Below are 15,604 nucleotides of genomic sequence, written 5' to 3' on the forward strand. Positions count from 1 at the left end.
AACGTTTCAATTACGCTGACATGACGAAGCTAAGTGATCGCCATCACAGACGTCAACCGCCATGGTGGGGAGCAGGTCGAACCCTGCCTCGAACGGCGGGACCATTCGGCCCAGCGCTCGCACACCGGCGCGGGGGAACCCGATGCCTCGACAGGCCGTCATGGCCCGCGACGGCCTGGCTCGGTGGCAGGCGGGAAGACCCGCCCACCACCGACCTTGCCGGAATCGTGCGTCAGTGGCAGTCGCCTCGCCTGCCAAGGGTGTCCACGGGGGTCGCGCCGGGGCGGGTCCACTGCGGGACGGGGCGGCTGGTCGGGCCCCAGGTCGAGTTCCCGTCCGCGTCCGAGCGCCAGGACCAGCACGCGTGGCGCCCCTCCGGCCGACCGTCGGGCCTGTCCTCCCACGCCTCCCCCCGGACATTGGGCGTCATGTCGAGCAGACCGAGCGCCGGGTTGGCCCGCTCGTTGCCGCGGCCCGTCGTGGCGTAGGTGAGGAACGCGCGGTCGCCGTCGCGCAGGAAGCAGGTGAGGTGCCCCATGCGGTCCCCGACAGGGGCGGGCGCGTCGCGGACCGAGTACCAGGGCTGGATGTAGCCCATGAACTCGACATAGGCGGCGACCTCGTCCCACCGGCCCGTCGTCACCGTCGCGAACGAGACCCCGCGAGCGTTGAGGTAGGCGGAGTCGTCGAGGTGCCAGGCCGTGGTGGTGCAGCCCTCGCACTGCCCCTGGTGCGGCGCGCCGTCGTACCACATGTGCTTGTAGACCACGAGTTCCTCGCGACCCTGGAACAGGTCGAGGAACGGGACCGGGCCGTCGGCTCCGACGACCTCGACCGTCCCGTCGAACTCCACCACCGGCAGCCGGCGGCGGGCCGCGGCGATGGCGTCGCCCTCACGGGTGTGGGCCTTCTCCCGGACCAGCAGCTCGTCACGGGCGGCCTGCCAGGTGGCCAGGTCGACGACGGGCGGGGCGCCGGGCAGCGCGGTGGTCTGGTCACTCGGCGTGGCCGTCATGGGTGTCCTCCGTGGTGTGTCTCGGTGTGCGAAGTCCAACAACACACGAACAGACTCCCGAGCCGCGCCTAAATCATCGGCGCTCGGCTCCGAGCTTCGCCACGGGAACTTTTGCGGTTAATCAATCCAGATCGCCGATGAATCGCAGCGCGTGCTCAAACGTTGACACCAAGCGAACACGATCCTAGGGTCAGGATGCTTATGCGGTTAAGTTCACCGCGGTACCACGGTCACCACCCTGCGAAGCCAAGGAGGCCGTTCCATGCACCCCACCCCTGCGCCCCGGCGACGACACCTGACCGTCGTCGGCGTGCTCCTGCTGGTCGCGTCCCTGCTCACCCCGCTGTCCGCACGGGCGTTCCCCGCGTCGACCCGAACGGCGCTGATCGACTACCTCACGAGCATCTCCGGCCGGTCCACCCTGTCCGGCCAGCACAACCGCGAACCCAACTCCGACCCGACGAAGTACACCCGCGTCGCCCAGGGCATCACCGGCCAGACGCCCGGACTGTGGGGCGGCGACTTCCTGTTCCTGCCGGACGACGTCAACCACCGCCAGTCGATGGTCGACGAGGCCATCCGGCAGTGGCAGGGCGGTTCGGTCGTCGCCTTGACGTGGCACCTCTGCCCGCCCACCAAGGGATCCACCTGCGACTGGGCGAACGACATCAACTCCAGCCTGAACGCCGACCAGTGGAGCCAGATCGTCACCGACGGCACCGCGCTCAACACGGCGTACAAGAACCGACTCAACGAGGCCGTCCCCCACCTGCGCAGGCTCCAGGACGCCGGTGTCCCCGTGCTGTGGCGGCCGATCCACGAGATGAACGACGGCTGGTCCTGGTGGGGCGGCAAGCCCGGCGCGAACGGCAGCCGCAAGCTGTACCAGATCGCCCACGACTTCTACACCAGGACGCAGGGCCTGACGAACCTGGTGTGGGTGTGGAACGTCAAGGACGTCTCCATGGGATCGATCGCCGACTACTGGCCGGGACCGTCCTACGTGGACGTCGCCAGCCTCGACGTGTGGGCCAAGTACGACCCGAGCGCGTCGGACTACCAGGCGATGCTGAACGTCGCCGGTGGCAAGCCCATCGCGCTGGCCGAGGTCGGCCGCGTGCCGAGCCCGGCGCTGATGGACGCGCAGCCGCGCTGGGCGTGGTGGATGGTGTGGGCGGAGTGGCTCACCAACCCGGCGTACAACAGCAACGCGGCCGTGCAGGCGTCCTACTTCTCCCCGCGCGTGCTCAACCGCGGCGAGTTCACCATCCCCGCGAGCGGAGGCGGCGGAGGCACGCGCGTCGGTCCGATCACCGGGTTGGGGGGCAAGTGCGTCGACGTCGCCGGGGCCAACCCGGCCAACGGCACGCAGGTGCAGTTGTACACCTGCGACGGCGGCACGGCGCAGCAGTGGACGGTCGGCGCGGACGGCACGATCCGGGCGCTCGGCCAGTGCCTCGACGTCAACGGGGGCACGAACGCCAACGGCACCAGGGTCCAGCTCTGGACGTGCGTCGCGGGCAACACCCACCAGCGGTGGACGGCGAACGGGAGCACGCTGGTGAACCCCGAGACCGGGAGGTGCCTGGACGCCACCGGGCAGTCCAGCGCCGACCGCACCCCGTTGCAGATCTGGGCGTGCAACGGCCAGACCAACCAGAACTGGACGCTCCCCGGTACCTCGACGTCATGCACGCGCACCGTCTCCCCCGGCGAACGGACCCTGCCGGTCACGTTCGCCGGGACCACGTACCAGGTCACCGCGTACGTACCCGCCGCCACCGGCACGCTGCCGCTCGTGCTGAACCTGCACGGCAGCACCGGAACGGGCGCGGGCCAACTGTCCTACAGCGACATGAAGGCCGCCGCGGACCGCGACCGGTACCTCGTCGTGGCACCGTCCGGCGCGATCCCCAGCGGCAGCGGGTACGTGTGGAACGTGCCCGGCGTAGGCGCTCCTCCCGCGGGCGCACGGGACGACGTCGCGTTCCTCGACCAGGTGGTCGCCACCCTCGCCGGTCCCCTGTGCGCCGACACCACCCGCGTGTACGGCACGGGCTACTCCGGCGGCGGCCGGATGATCTCGGCCTACGCGTGCGCCCGTCCCGGCGGGATCGCCGCCATCGCCCCGGTGGCGGGACTGCGGGCCGGACGCCCCGACCCGTCGAACACCACCCGGCCGGAAACCCAGTCCTGCCAACCGGGTCGTGGTGTGCCCGTGGTCGCGTTCCACGGTCGGCAGGACGCCACCAACCCGTACGACGGCGGCGGCAGCGACGTGTGGAAGTACTCCGTCCCCGCGGCGCAGCAGCGATGGGCGACCATCGGCGGCTGCGGCGCGAACCCGGCCACCGCGCAGGTTTCCTCGCACGTCAGCCGGTCCACCTACACCGGCTGCGGGCAGGGCGCGGAGGTCGTCCTCTACTCGGTCTCCGACGGCGGGCACACGTGGCCCGGAGCGCCGAGCGAGTCGGCCGGGAACGGCACCACCACGCGGGAGATCTCCGCGAACTCCCTGATGTGGCAGTTCTTCCAGCGTTTCCACCGCTCCTGACGGAGGCCGCCTATACTGCGAAACCTGACTTTGGGGGCCGTGGTGGACAGTGGTGGGTTCTTCGACATCCTCGACACGCTCGTCGACGTGACGCGTGCGGAGGGCGAGCAGTACAGCTCGTTCAGCGTGAGCGGCAAGCGGTTCGGCTACTACTGGCCGCGCACCCGGACGGTCGGGTTGAAGCAGACCATTTCCGAGCAGTTGGCGTTGGTGGCCGAACGGCCGCAGGTGTTCGAGGTGCAGTTCACCTCCGGTGGGTTCGGCTGGGTGGTCGTCCACCTCGACGGGATCGAGGCGGACGAGCTGGCGGAGCTGGTGTTCGAGGCGTGGCGGCTGTCCGCGCCCGAGTCGCTGGTCGCCGAGGTGCCGGACCTGGCGCAGCGCTAGCCGCGGTCGTCGACCAGGTCCCAGGTCGAGCCGATCCGCCGCACCACCCGGCGGCCCGGTTCGCTCCGGGGCCAGCCCGGATCACCGGTCGTGGCGAAGTCCACCCACGCCCGGTGCGTCCGGGCGGCGAGGTCGGCGGGTGGCGCGGTGGTGCCCAGCAGCGCGTTCGGCCCGTGCAGCGACGGCAGGTCGAGCCGGTCGAACACGAACGGCAGTTCCACGACGTGGCCCGCGCCGAACCCGCCGCCCAGTGCGTCGGACCGCCAGGTGAACTCGTAGACGAACGTCGGCGTGCCGGTCGCGGCGTTCGCGTCGGCCAGGCGCCGCGTTCCCGCGCCGAACAAGCCCATCCCCAGGACGGCGGACCGCCGTTCCCACTCCGAGCCGTGGGGCCGCTCGGCCAGGGCCAGGTCGTCCGGCCGCAGGGCGAAGCGGGCCGCGATGGCCGGGACGTCCTCGTCCGGCCGCAGGTACAGGCTCCCCTCGTCGAGGTTGGTCCCGATGAGCAGGTCCACCCCGCCGCGGAGCGCGTCCGCGGGTTGCCGGTCCAGGACGAGGCCGAACGCCGTGATGCCGCCGAGCGGGTCGTGGTGGGTCGCCGTCCGGAGGTCCAGCCCCGCCAGCTTCGGGATGACGTCGACCAGCCGCTGGTCGGGCACCTCGGCCAGCGCCGCCGCGGTGGGGTCCAGTCCGAGTTCCCGCCCGACCGCCCTCGTGACGATGAGCGCCTGCTCCGTGGTGAACGCGCCCGTTCCGCTGCCGCTCTGCACGACGGCCCGGCGCACCAGGCCATCGGACTCCGGAGTGGCCAGGACACCAGCGACGATCGTGGCCCCGGCGGACTGGCCCGCCAGGGTCACGGCGGTCGGATCGCCGCCGAAGCGCTCGATGTTGTCACGCACCCAGCGCAGGGCGGCGAGGACGTCGAGTGCCCCGCGGTTGTCGGGCTCGTCGGGCAGGTGCAGGAAACCGTGGAGGCCGAGGCGGTACTCCACGGTCACCAGCACGACGCCGTCGCGCGCGAAAGCCGTGCCGTCGTAGAGGTCCGCGCTCGCCGACCCGGCTACGAACCCGCCACCGTGGACGAACACGACCACCGGCGCGCCCTGGGTGTCGGGAGCGTGGACGTTGAGCACCAGGTGGTCGTCGCCCTCGCGCCAGCCCGGCGCGAAGTACGGCGACAGGTCCAGGCCCGCGAACCCGCCCCGGACGGGCTGGGGCGCCGTCGGGCCGTGCCGGGTCGCGTCCCGGACCCCCGTCCACGGCTCGTGCGGCCGGGGTGCGGCGAAGCGCAGTGCTCCGACCGGCGGGGCCGCGTACGGCACGCCGAGGAACACCGTGCCGTGCTCGCCCCGCTTTCCGCGCACCGCGCCGGTGGTCGTGCGGACGGTGGTCACAGCGTCGCGTACCGGGAGAACGGGGCCCACGCCGAGATGGCGAACGCGGAGCCGCGGTGCTCGACGGTGAACGCGCTGTGGCCGCTGAAGTGCGCGGGCAGCACCAGCGCGGTGTGGTCGGCCGCCCAGCCGAGCAGCTCTCGCCTGGTCTTGCGCGACTCGACCGGGTCCTCGCAGAAACAACTGTTGTGGTCGGGTTCGGCCACCTGCAACGGGGTGTGGACCAGGTCGCCCGCGAACAGGGCCCGGTCCGTCCCGGAGTGGAGCTTCAGCACGCTGGAGCCGGGCGTGTGGCCCGGAGCCGCCTCCAGGGTCAGGTTCGCGTCGATCCGGTGGGTGCCCTCCCACAGCAGCACCTGCCCGTTGGCGTGCACGGGGGCGACGCTGTCCTCGTACACGTTCTCGTTGACGCCGCCCTTGACCGCCGAGTTCGTGGCGGGGTTCCAGAACTCGAAGTCCGCCTTGGGCACCAGGTACGTCGCGTTGGGGAACGTGGGCTCCCACCCGCCGTCGCGCAGCCGGGTGTTCCAGCCGACGTGGTCGACGTGCAGGTGCGTGTTGACCACGAGGTCCACGTCCTCCGGCAGCACACCGGCCCGTTCCAGGTTGCCGAGGTAGTCCAGGTCCAGGTGGTCCCACCCGGCGACGGCGGGCCTCGACTTGTCGTTGCCGACGCCGGTGTCGACCAGGATCGTCCGCCCCTCGCTGCGCAGCAGCCACGTCTGCATCGCCACCTGCACCACGTTGTCCTCGGGGTTCAGGTGGTCCGGCACGAGCACGTCCCGCTGCTCCGCCCACGCCCGCTCCGGCGAGCCGGGGAAGAACTGGTCCGGCGTCATGCCGACCGGCCCGTGCATCTCCTCCACGCGCGTCACGGTGACGTCGCCCAACCTGATCTCGTCCACTGGTTCCTCCAGAATTCCTTTGGTCACAACGAATTCTGGGGTCGTGGACGACGCCCAACCACACCCTGCGAAGGCTAGGCACCACGGGGTCGGGCGCCGCGTCAGCGGATCTCCGCCTCCACGAACTCGCGGAAGCTCCGCGCGGGCCGCCCGGTCACCCGTTCGACCGCGTCGGTGACGCGGTCCTCGGACCCGCCCCGGACGTCCTCGTCCAGCGCGGCCAGGAAGGCGGCGAACTCGACGGGCAGCCCCGACTCCGCGAGGTGCCGCGCGTGGTCCGCGGTGTCGAGCGCCCGGTGGCGCACCACCTTCCCGGTCCACTTCCCGATGATCTCAGCGGCCTCCGCGTAGCTCAGCGCCTCGGGCCCGGTCAGCACGTGCTCCGCGTTGTGCGGCACCGGGTCCACCAGCGCGTGCCCGGCGACCGCCGCGATGTCCCCCGCGTCGACGAACGCGACCCTGGCGTCCCCGGTGGCGCTCACGATCTCCCCGGTGCGCACGCCCACTCCCGCGGCGTGGTCACCGGTGAAGTTCTGCATGAACCACGACGGCCGCAACACCGCCCACTCCGGCACCAGCGCCCGCACCAGTGCGTGCACGGCACCGAGCGGCGGGTCGCCCTCCTCCAGCGCCGACGAGCTGAGCAGCACCACCCGCCGAACCCCCGACCGCAGCGCGGTCGCGAGGAACGGCTCCACCAGCGGCACGGGATCGATCACCCCGATCGGCGCGACGAGGTAGACCGACGACACCCCGCGCACCGCGGCGGCGTGCGTCCCCGGCTCGGCCCAGTCGAACCGGACCTGCCCCTCCGACCGGGGCGCCCGAGTGGCGGCCCGAACCGGCACCGACCGCTCGCGGAGGAAGTCCACGACCCGCGAGCCGGTGGTCCCGGTGGACCCGACGACCAGGACCTCAGACATCAGCCGCTCCGGAGAACGCGCTGTCCAGACCGCCCATGACGTCGGCAGCGGCGGCCGGGCTCCAGTAGTCGCGGTAGTGCCGGATCTCCCCGTCCCGCACCGTGATCACCGCGATGTAGGACATCGTGTACGGCTTCGCCGTGGGCACCACGACGCCGTTGACGGTGAACTCCACGACCACCACGTCGGGGTCGGCGGTCAGGTGCACGACCTGCTCGGGGATCTCCCGCACGTTCAGCAGATCCGGGTACTCGCGCAGGTATTCCTGGACGGCCGCGCGCCCCTCCACCCGCCGTGGCGCGCCCGGCTGCGCGAACGGGAACTCCAGCACCCCGTCCTCCGCCCACAGCGCGGCGAAGCCCGCCATGTCGTTGCGGAGCAGCAGGCCCAGCGCGTGGACCACGAGGTCCTCTGACTTCATGACATCTCCAAACAGGACGAGACGGTAGCGTCCCGACCAACCTAGCACAGGACGGGACGGCACCGTCTCGTCGCTACACTCGCCCGATGACCCGCCGCGCGCCCACCGGGGCAGCCCTGCTGCAACCGGCCGTCACCAAGGCCATCACCGAGTCCGTGCTGGCCGAGTGGGCCGAGAACGGCTACGCCAGGCTGTCGATGGAGGCCGTCGCCAAACGGGCGGGCGTCGGCAAGAGCGCCCTCTACCGGCGCTGGCCGTCCAAGCAGGAGATGGCGATGTCCGTGATCGCCGACTTCAGCGTCACCCGCGCCGCGACCCCGGACACCGGTTCGCTGCGCGGCGACCTGCGCGAAGCGCTGGACAGCCTGCACGCCTGGCTGACCGACGAGCACTTCGCCAGGATCCTCCCGGACCTGGTGGCGGAAACGGCCCGCAACCCGGAGCTGGGCGAGTTCGTGAAGGACATGATCGGCACACCGAGGCGCGAGCACTCGGCGGCGATGCTGCACCGAGCGGCCGAACGCGGCGAACTGGCGCCGGACGCGGACCTGGAACTGGTGCAGGACCTGATCGCGTCACCCCTGTACTGGCGCCTGAGCGTGCGCGGCGCGGCAGCGGAACCCGACTACCTCGACAAGCTCACGGACCTGATCCTCAGGTCGATCTCCACCATCCACAGTGGACCCCGCGGCTCCGAACCCCCTACAGCCACCGGTTCCGCTTGAACATCCGGTGCAGCACGAAGCACCCGACGGCGACGAACCCGAGCACCCCGTAGTACCCGTACTCCCACCGCAGCTCGGGCATGTGCTCGAAGTTCATCCCGTACAGCCCGAACACCATCGTCGGCAGCGCCACGATCGCCGCCCACGAGGTGATCTTCCGGACGTCGTCGTTCTGCCGCAGCGTGATCTTCGCCAGCGTCGCGTAGAGCAGGCTGGTCAACAACTGGTCGAACGACCCGATCCGCTCCGACACCGCGGCCAGCCGGTCGAGCAGGTCCCGGAACCCCTCCCGGACCTCCTCCCGCACCTCCGGGCTCTCCACCACCCCGCGCAGCACGACGGCGAGGGGCGTCACCGACCGGCTCAACTCCACGATCTCGCGCTTCATCAGGTACATCTGCTCGGCGCCCACGGGATTGCCCGGCGCGAACACCAGTGCCTCGATCGCGTCGATGTCCCCCTCGAACGCCTCCGTCACGTCGAGGTGGCTCGTCACCACGTGGTCCGCGATGGCGTGCAGCACCGCCGAAGGCCCCAGCGCGAGCCGTTCCGGCGCCGCCTCCAACTCGGCCCGCAACCCGCTGAGGCTGGAGTGCGACCCGTGCCGGACCGTGACGATGAAGTCCGCCCCGAGGAACGCCATCACCTCGCCGGTCTCCACGATCTCCCCGCCACCGCCCGGCGACGCGTGGGCGACGTGCCGAGCCGTCTTGAGCACCAGGAACGTCACCTCCCCGTACCGCGCCACCTTCGGCCGCAGGTAGCCGCGCACTGCGTCCCCCGCCGACCGCGCGGGCAACCCGAAGGTCTCGGCGACGGGGCGCACCTGCTCGGCCGAGGGTTCGAGCAACCCGAGCCACACGAAGCCCGTTCCCCGTTCGCGCACCTCGGCCGCCGCGGTCTCGTGCGTCCACGGGCCGGGCAGCCGCAGCCCGTCCACGTAGACCGCGCACCCGACCACGGCGTCGTGCGCCGCCACCCAGCCACCGGTCGACGCCGCGCTCATGAAAGTGGTCCTCCTCGTCGGGGCCATGATGCCAAGAGCCATCCCACCGCACGACCACTTCGGCGACTCCGACACCCCACGGCACCGCGGGCGACCAGACCACTCGCTGTGGAAGACTCCGACCATGTCGTCCATCCCCGAACGGATCGCCGCCGACCTCGAACAGGAGATCCTGGCGCAGCGGCTCGACTCGGGCGCCCGCTTCGCCCTGCGCACCGAGCTGATCGAACGCTTCGGCGTCAGCGCGAACGCCATGAACGAGGCGCTGCGCATCCTGCGGGAACGCGACGTGGTCCAGGTGAGGCCGGGCGCCCAGGGCGGCGTCTTCATCTCCCAGCCGCCCCCGCAGGTCCGCCTCGGCGTGATCGACCTGTGGTTCCGCGGCCTCCTGGTCGACGCGGTGGACCTGTTCGAGGCCAGGTCCCTCCTGGAGGACGGCTTCGCGACGGCGGCGGCCGAGCGGGCGACCCCGGAGGACGCGCGCGACCTGGCGTGGGCCCTGGAGGAGCTGCGGAACGCGAAGCAGGACCCGAGGGCCTACCTGGAGGCGAACATGCGCTTCCACGGCGCCATCGCCAGGGCGGCGCGGATCCCCGTCCTGGCGGGCATGTACGAGTCGATCGTGACGCTCCTGCGCGGCACCCTCGTGCGGGCGGAGTTCTCCGGTCCGGCCGTCGAGGAGGTGATCGACCACAACGTCGAGGTGCACGCCCGCCTGGCGAGGGCGATCACCACCCGCGACCACGGCGCGCTGGCCAAGGCGCTGGTGGAGCACCGGGCCGACCTGGTCAGGATCTCCGAGCCGTCCCGGTCACCGGGCCGCAGCGCCTGACCCCTCCGCCAGGAACCCCTCGACGAGGGCCGCGAACCGCGCCCCGTGCTCGATCTGCACCCAGTGCCCGCACCGGGCGAACACGTGGAGCTGCGAGCGGTCGATGAGGTCCAGCAGCCGCAACGACGTGGCCAGCGGGATCACCCGGTCGTCGCGGCCGTGGACGATCAGCGTCTCGTGCGGCAGCGCCCCGATCACCCCGTCGTCGAGCGCCATCGCGTTCACGCCGTCCTGCCGGGGCGCCGGGAACATCCGCGAGTAGGCCTCGTGCACACCGGGCCGCGTGGCCGCGTCCAGCCGCAGCCGCGCGAGGTCGTCGTCCACCGCCGCGCCGTCGTAGGTGAAGACCCCCATGAGGTCGCGCATCGCGGCGAACGACGGCTCGAACCCCCACACCGCGTCCAGCCCCGGCGTGAGGTCGAACGGCACGCCGACGCTGCCCATCAGGACGAGCCGGTCCACGCGTTCCGGGGCCTTCGCCGCCAGCCGCAGGGCCAGCGCGCCGCCGAAGCTGTTGCCCACGACGGAAACCTTCGGCAGGTCGAGCGCGTCGAGGAACCCCAGCAGGTGGTCGAGCCACACGTCGGGGCCGTAGGCGACGTCCGGAGGTCGTTGCGTGTAGCCGAACCCGAGCACGTCGGGCGCGACGACGCGGTGCCGACGGGCCAGCACCGGCAGCACCGTGCGCCAGTTCGCCCACGCCGACACCCCCGGCCCGGACCCGTGCACCAGCAGCACCGGCGGCCCGTCGCCCAGGTCGTGGTAGTTGGTCGCCACACCGCCGACGTCGACGGTCCGGCCGATCTCCTCGTTGGTCTCGGTCACCTCTCGATAGTTGCACAAGATTCCGGCACATTTGATGAAGTTCAGACTTGAACAATCGATTGAAGTGGTCATACACTCGCCGAACTACCAGAACTTTACGGAACGAAGGGCGGTACCCATGGCTGTCATCAGGCTGGGCTACGTGCACGTCCGGGTCACCGACCTGGCGCAGGCGCGGCAGCACTACCTCGACACGCTGGGGATGGACGTCGTGCACGAGGAGGGCGGCCGGGTCTACCTCAAGTCGTGGGACGAGGACGACCACCACTCGGTGGTGCTGGAGGAGGGAGGCGTCGGCCTGGTCAAGTTCGGCTACAAGGTCACCGGCGACGGCACCCTCGACGCGGTCGAGGACCGGGTGCGCGCGTTCGGCGCCACGTGCGAGCGGATGTCCAAGGGCGACAACGCGGGCGTGGGCGACGGGCTGCGCGTGACGCTGCCGTCCGAGCACGTGCTGGAGCTGTACTCCGAGGTCGATTACCTCGGCACGAAGGTCGGCAAGCTCAACCCCGACCCGTGGCCCCGCGGCCTGCGCGGGATCGGCGTCCCCAGGATCAACCACGCGCTGATCACCACCGAGGACCCGGCGCTGCTGGAGCGGTTCTTCCAGGAGGCGCTGGCGTTCCGCCCGGCCGAGCGACTCGTGGCAGGCGCGGAGGACTCCGACCTGGTGGGGTCCTGGATGTACTGCGGCGACCAGCCGCACGACATCGCGTTCGTCAAGGGCCCCAACGGGAAGCTGCACCACTTCGCCTACGAGGTCGACGACTGGAGCGCCCTGCTGCGGGCGGGTGACGTGATGTCGATGGACGACGTGCCGATCGACTTCGGCCCCGCCCGGCACGGCATCACCCGAGGCGGGACGATCTACTTCTTCGACCCGTCGGGCAACCGCAACGAGGTCTTCTCCGGCGGCTACCGCACGGGCCCGGACTTCCGGCCCATCACCTGGACGATGGACCAGGCCGCGCGGGGCATCAACTACACGCACCGCGAGATCGACCAGGCGTTCCTCCAGGTCGTCACGTGACGGCGGCGCGGGCCTGAACGGCGTGGACGGCCGTACGCGGAGATCGTCGCCAGGTAGACATGATCGTGGACATCGCGCTGGGCCTGTCCACTCACCCACGATGAACGGACACCGCACCATGCGCGCGATCGTGCTCGACGCCCCCGGCCCGCCGGAAGCACTGGCCATCCGCGAACTCCCGGTTCCCGAGCCGGAGCCCGGCCAGGTCCTCATCCGGGTCAGGGCGTTCGGCCTGAACCGGTCCGAACTGCACACCCGGCTGGGCCTGGCGGAGGGTGTCACCTTCCCCCGCGTGCTCGGCATCGAGGCCGCGGGTGTCGTGGAAGCCTGCCCCGGCGGGGAGTTCCCGGTGGGGGCGCAGGTGTTCGCGATGATGGGCGGCATGGGTCGCACGTTCGACGGCGGCTACGCCGACTACACGTGCGTGCCCGCCACCCAGGTCAGCCGCTTCCGCAGCGACCTGCCGTGGTCCACGCTGGGCGCGGTGCCGGAGATGCTGCAAACCGCCTACGGCGCCATGACCGTCGGCCTCGGCGTCCGGGAAGGGCAGTCCATCCTCGTCAGGGGCGGCACCGCGTCGGTCGGCATGGCCGTGGCGGTGCTCGCCAAGCAGCGCTCCATGACCGTGTTCTCGACGACCCGCAACCCCGCCAAGGCGAAGGCGCTGACCGACCTCGGCGTCGACCACGTGCTGATCGACGACGGCGCGGTGGCCGACCAGGTCCGCCGCGTCCTCCCCGAGGGCGTGGACGCGGCGCTGGAACTCGTCGGCACGCCCACCCTCCCGGACACGCTGCGGGCGACCAGGGAGGGCGGGGTCGTGTGCTTCGCCGGGATGCTGTCGAACGAGTGGACGGTGCCGGACTTCTACCCCATCGGCTACCTGCCGCGCGGTGTCCGCCTCAGCGCGTACGGCGGTGACGCGAGCGACCTGCCCGCCGACGTGCTCCAGGAGTTCCTGGACGCCGTCGCCGACGGCACGGCGGTCGTCCCGCTGGACCTGGTGTTCCCCTTCTCCCGCATCGTCCAGGCCCACGCCAGGATGGAGGCGGGTGAGGCGACCGGGAAGATCGTGGTGCTGACCGACTGAGACGGTCCCCGTTTGCCCCGCGCGCGGAGGGGGCACCTCGGCCGGGTCGGTGATCACCAGTCTCGGGAGGTCCTCGTGAACAGCGGAACCAAGTGGCACGTCGTCCCGCCCACGGCTCGCGCCTGCTGGGTCAGCCTGCTCCTGGGCGTCGCCGTGGTCATCAGCACGGCCGCGCGAATGGTCTCGGCGGGAGAGGCCGCCGTGCTGCCCGTCATCGCACTGGTGATGGGTGTGCTGCTGGTCGTCGTCGCGGTCGCGGGGCTGGTGTCCCCTGGGCTGCGAGGGCGTTAGGGCCTCATCCGCGCGACGCCGGGTCAGGAGGACGTCAGGCGGAAGGGGTGGCCTGGCGGCGTCCGTCGCCGGGCTGGTGGTCCGGTCTGGCCGAGATAGCGATCTACCCCGTCGAGTGGCCGTGACCGGCGCTTCCGACACACGCCCCGGTCGCCTCCCAGAAACCCGTCAGCACCTCCGCCACGCGGACCGGGTCCTGCACCATCCACCGGTGCCCGAGCCCGGCAAGCACCTCCACCCGCGCCCCGGCGAGCACGGCCGCCTCGCGCCGCTGGGCCTCCGTGCCCAGCAGGACGTCCTGGCGGGCGAGGATCGCGAGGCCCGGCCGCGCGGCGGCGGCAGGCAGGTCCCGCCCGAGTTCCGCCATCACGGGCTGGGCCGTGGACCGGTGGTACGCCAGCACCGCCCGCCCCATGGCCGCGTCCTGCGCGGGCGCGATGCGCTCCGCCACCGCGCGGGGCAACCCGCGGCGGACCAACGTCTCCACCCGCTCGGCCGCTGACCCGCCGAACCGCCTGGCCACGTCGACCTCACCCACCCCCGGCGTCTGCCAGAGCGTGGCCAGGAAGTGCCAGGCGTAGGAGGGGTGGAACACGCCGACCGCGTCGCAGGCCCAACTGCGCACCAGGTCGGGGCGGCTCATGGCGACCCGGACGACGTGGGCGCCGCCGAGGTCGTGCCCCACGAGGTCCACCGGCTCGCCGAACCCCTCCAGTTCCCCGACCAGCCACCGGTCGTACTCCCCCGCCGTGGCGCCGAAGCCCTCCGGCAGCGGCGCGCCGAACCCCGGCGGTGACAGGCACGTCACCCCGTCGCGCCCGAGTTCCGCGAGCAGCGGCTCCCACACCGCGGCCGTCTCGGCGTTGCCGTGCACGAACACCACGTGTGCCACCCTCAGCCCCCGAGCGGAACCGTCGGTTGCAGCACGGACTCCACCAGCGCCTCGGTGCGCAGGTGCGCGACCGCGCGGTACTCGGGGTCGCGGGCCATGTCGGCGAACGCCCGCCTGCTCGGGTAGCGCACCAGGGCGACCATGTCCCACGCCTGGCCCTCCTCGGCGACCAGCGCCCGTCCACCCTCGCCCAGGTAGTCGATGGTCAGGCCGTACTTCACGCCCATGCGCTCACCGACCGCGTCGACGTAGCGCTGGTAGGTCTCACGGCCGCCGTCCGGCCGGAAGCGCAGCAGGTTGAGCATGACCACGGGGCCACCCGGATCTTCGGCGAGCAGCACGTCCAGGGCGTGGTCGGTCAGGTCGTTCACGAGTTCTCCTCAGGTCTTCGGGAGCCGCCAGCCTCACATACTTGTCAACCAACACGCAAGTTAATCCTCTACACTCGTGCCATGGCCGTCGACAGCCCCACCGGGAGGCGCACCCAGCAGGAGCGCCGCGAGCGGACCGAATCCGCCCTGATCACCGCCGCGGCGGAACTGGTGGTCGAAACCGGCCTGCGCTCCCTCACCCTGGCCAGGGTGGGCGAACGCGCCGGGTACAGCCGCGGGATCGTCAACCACCACTTCGGCTCCAAGCAGGCGCTGGTCGAAGCACTGGCCCACGCCACCCAGACCGGTTTCGTGCCGGGGATCGACCGGATCGCGCCGGGCCTGGAACGCCTGCTGGCCGTGGTCGAGCGCTACATCGGCGCGCTGGGCGGCGTCACCGTGATCAACCGCGCGTTCCTGCTGCTGTGGGCGGAAGCCGCCACCGCGCCCGAACTCACCGAGATCTTCCGCGACCGCGACGAGGGCTTCCGGACCAGGCTCCGCGCCGACGTCGAGGCCGCGATCGCCGAGGGGAGCGTCCGCCCCGACACCGACCCCGGCGACGTCGCCATCGCGATCATGGGGCAGTTGCGCGGGATCGGCCTGCAACGCCTGCTGGACCCCGACGCCATCGACACCGAACGGCTGCGCCACGTCGTCGCGGCCCAGTGGCGCCGCGCCCTCACGATGTCCGATTAGGACATACCGGCCGGATCTCCGACCGGGCTCCGGAAAATGCGTTGCCCGAAGGCGCACCGCTTGACCACCATGGCGACCATGGACCTGTAACCGGTGGCACACCGCGGAGTCGGGGCGGGTTTCTCCCCGTCCCCTCCGACGCAACGCCCGAAACCCGCCCCGCTGATCGGCGCGGGTTTCCCCACGCGACGTGGAGCAGCACGTCGTGCCGGTCGACGTGCCCGTCAGGCGTCGGCCGGTC

At 71.6% G+C, this 15,604-nt stretch carries 17 protein-coding genes; 8 read left to right on the forward strand and 9 right to left on the reverse strand.

Annotated features, from left to right (window positions below; genetic code table 11):
- Positions 1–232: 232 nt before the first annotated feature.
- Positions 233–1,015 (reverse strand): DUF899 family protein, encoded by a 783-nt coding sequence (locus NZH93_RS16535; protein ID WP_259623980.1) that lies wholly within the window; start codon positions 1,013–1,015, stop codon positions 233–235.
- Between the two features lie 262 nt (positions 1,016–1,277).
- On the opposite strand from NZH93_RS16535, the gene NZH93_RS16540 reads away from it, so the two are divergent.
- Together NZH93_RS16540 and NZH93_RS16545 are read left to right on the forward strand one after the other, a co-directional pair.
- On the forward strand, positions 1,278–3,569 hold the full coding sequence (locus NZH93_RS16540; RefSeq protein WP_259623981.1) for a glycosyl hydrolase: 2,292 nt from the start codon (positions 1,278–1,280) through the stop codon (positions 3,567–3,569).
- A gap of 39 nt (positions 3,570–3,608) precedes the next feature.
- Complete coding sequence (locus NZH93_RS16545; protein ID WP_372506657.1) at positions 3,609–3,956, forward strand: MmcQ/YjbR family DNA-binding protein; 348 nt, start codon at positions 3,609–3,611, stop codon at positions 3,954–3,956.
- Here the strand turns inward: NZH93_RS16545 and NZH93_RS16550 are convergent.
- From NZH93_RS16550 to NZH93_RS16565, 4 genes are all read right to left on the reverse strand, one after another.
- Positions 3,953–5,353, reverse strand: a complete 1,401-nt coding sequence (locus tag NZH93_RS16550) for a carboxylesterase/lipase family protein (RefSeq protein ID WP_259623982.1) — start codon at positions 5,351–5,353, stop codon at positions 3,953–3,955. The two genes, NZH93_RS16545 and NZH93_RS16550, sit on opposite strands and share 4 nt — an antisense overlap.
- Positions 5,350–6,258, reverse strand: a complete 909-nt coding sequence (locus tag NZH93_RS16555) for an MBL fold metallo-hydrolase (RefSeq protein ID WP_259623983.1) — start codon at positions 6,256–6,258, stop codon at positions 5,350–5,352. The genes NZH93_RS16550 and NZH93_RS16555 overlap by 4 nt, the downstream gene beginning before the upstream one ends.
- A gap of 101 nt (positions 6,259–6,359) precedes the next feature.
- Positions 6,360–7,181: a Rossmann-fold NAD(P)-binding domain-containing protein gene (locus NZH93_RS16560; protein ID WP_259623984.1), complete on the reverse strand. Its 822-nt coding sequence runs from the start codon at positions 7,179–7,181 to the stop codon at positions 6,360–6,362.
- Complete coding sequence (locus NZH93_RS16565) at positions 7,174–7,602, reverse strand: nuclear transport factor 2 family protein (RefSeq protein WP_259623985.1); 429 nt, start codon at positions 7,600–7,602, stop codon at positions 7,174–7,176. Before NZH93_RS16565 ends, NZH93_RS16560 begins: the two co-directional genes overlap by 8 nt.
- Positions 7,603–7,688: 86 nt before the next feature.
- On the opposite strand from NZH93_RS16565, the gene NZH93_RS16570 reads away from it, so the two are divergent.
- Positions 7,689–8,327, forward strand: a complete 639-nt coding sequence (locus tag NZH93_RS16570; protein ID WP_259623986.1) for a TetR/AcrR family transcriptional regulator — start codon at positions 7,689–7,691, stop codon at positions 8,325–8,327.
- Here NZH93_RS16570 and NZH93_RS16575 read toward each other — a convergent pair.
- Entirely contained in the window at positions 8,305–9,333 is a 1,029-nt protein-coding gene (locus NZH93_RS16575; protein ID WP_259623987.1) for a magnesium and cobalt transport protein CorA, read from the reverse strand. The two genes, NZH93_RS16570 and NZH93_RS16575, sit on opposite strands and share 23 nt — an antisense overlap.
- A gap of 124 nt (positions 9,334–9,457) precedes the next feature.
- Between NZH93_RS16575 and NZH93_RS16580 the strand changes: the two genes are divergently transcribed.
- Complete coding sequence (locus tag NZH93_RS16580; protein WP_259623988.1) at positions 9,458–10,165, forward strand: FadR/GntR family transcriptional regulator; 708 nt, start codon at positions 9,458–9,460, stop codon at positions 10,163–10,165.
- Here the strand turns inward: NZH93_RS16580 and NZH93_RS16585 are convergent.
- Positions 10,145–10,990, reverse strand: a complete 846-nt coding sequence (locus NZH93_RS16585; protein WP_259623989.1) for an alpha/beta fold hydrolase — start codon at positions 10,988–10,990, stop codon at positions 10,145–10,147. The two genes, NZH93_RS16580 and NZH93_RS16585, sit on opposite strands and share 21 nt — an antisense overlap.
- Before the next feature lie 118 nt (positions 10,991–11,108).
- On the opposite strand from NZH93_RS16585, the gene NZH93_RS16590 reads away from it, so the two are divergent.
- The 3 genes from NZH93_RS16590 (at position 11,109) to NZH93_RS16600 (ending at position 13,401) form a co-directional block, all read left to right on the forward strand.
- Positions 11,109–12,020, forward strand: a complete 912-nt coding sequence (locus NZH93_RS16590) for a catechol 2,3-dioxygenase (RefSeq protein WP_259623990.1) — start codon at positions 11,109–11,111, stop codon at positions 12,018–12,020.
- A 100-nt stretch (positions 12,021–12,120) separates the two neighbouring features.
- Positions 12,121–13,110 carry a zinc-binding alcohol dehydrogenase family protein gene (locus NZH93_RS16595; RefSeq protein WP_308214209.1) on the forward strand — a complete coding sequence of 330 codons (990 nt, stop codon included), beginning with the start codon at positions 12,121–12,123 and terminating at the stop codon, positions 13,108–13,110.
- Between the two features lie 75 nt (positions 13,111–13,185).
- On the forward strand, positions 13,186–13,401 hold the full coding sequence (locus tag NZH93_RS16600; protein WP_259623991.1) for a hypothetical protein: 216 nt from the start codon (positions 13,186–13,188) through the stop codon (positions 13,399–13,401).
- Between the two features lie 103 nt (positions 13,402–13,504).
- Here NZH93_RS16600 and NZH93_RS16605 read toward each other — a convergent pair whose 3' ends face one another.
- Both NZH93_RS16605 and NZH93_RS16610 read right to left on the reverse strand, forming a co-directional pair.
- A complete protein-coding gene (locus NZH93_RS16605) occupies positions 13,505–14,284 on the reverse strand; it encodes an alpha/beta fold hydrolase (protein WP_259623992.1) in 780 nt (259 codons plus the stop codon).
- An 11-nt stretch (positions 14,285–14,295) separates the two neighbouring features.
- Positions 14,296–14,664 carry a DUF1330 domain-containing protein gene (locus NZH93_RS16610; RefSeq protein ID WP_259623993.1) on the reverse strand — a complete coding sequence of 123 codons (369 nt, stop codon included), beginning with the start codon at positions 14,662–14,664 and terminating at the stop codon, positions 14,296–14,298.
- An 81-nt stretch (positions 14,665–14,745) separates the two neighbouring features.
- Between NZH93_RS16610 and NZH93_RS16615 the strand changes: the two genes are divergently transcribed.
- On the forward strand, positions 14,746–15,363 hold the full coding sequence (locus NZH93_RS16615) for a TetR/AcrR family transcriptional regulator (RefSeq protein ID WP_259623994.1): 618 nt from the start codon (positions 14,746–14,748) through the stop codon (positions 15,361–15,363).
- The last annotated feature ends 241 nt before the right edge of the window (positions 15,364–15,604 follow it).

Source organism: Umezawaea endophytica (assembly GCF_025061645.1).
In the GTDB taxonomy this organism is placed as follows: domain Bacteria; phylum Actinomycetota; class Actinomycetes; order Mycobacteriales; family Pseudonocardiaceae; genus Umezawaea; species Umezawaea endophytica.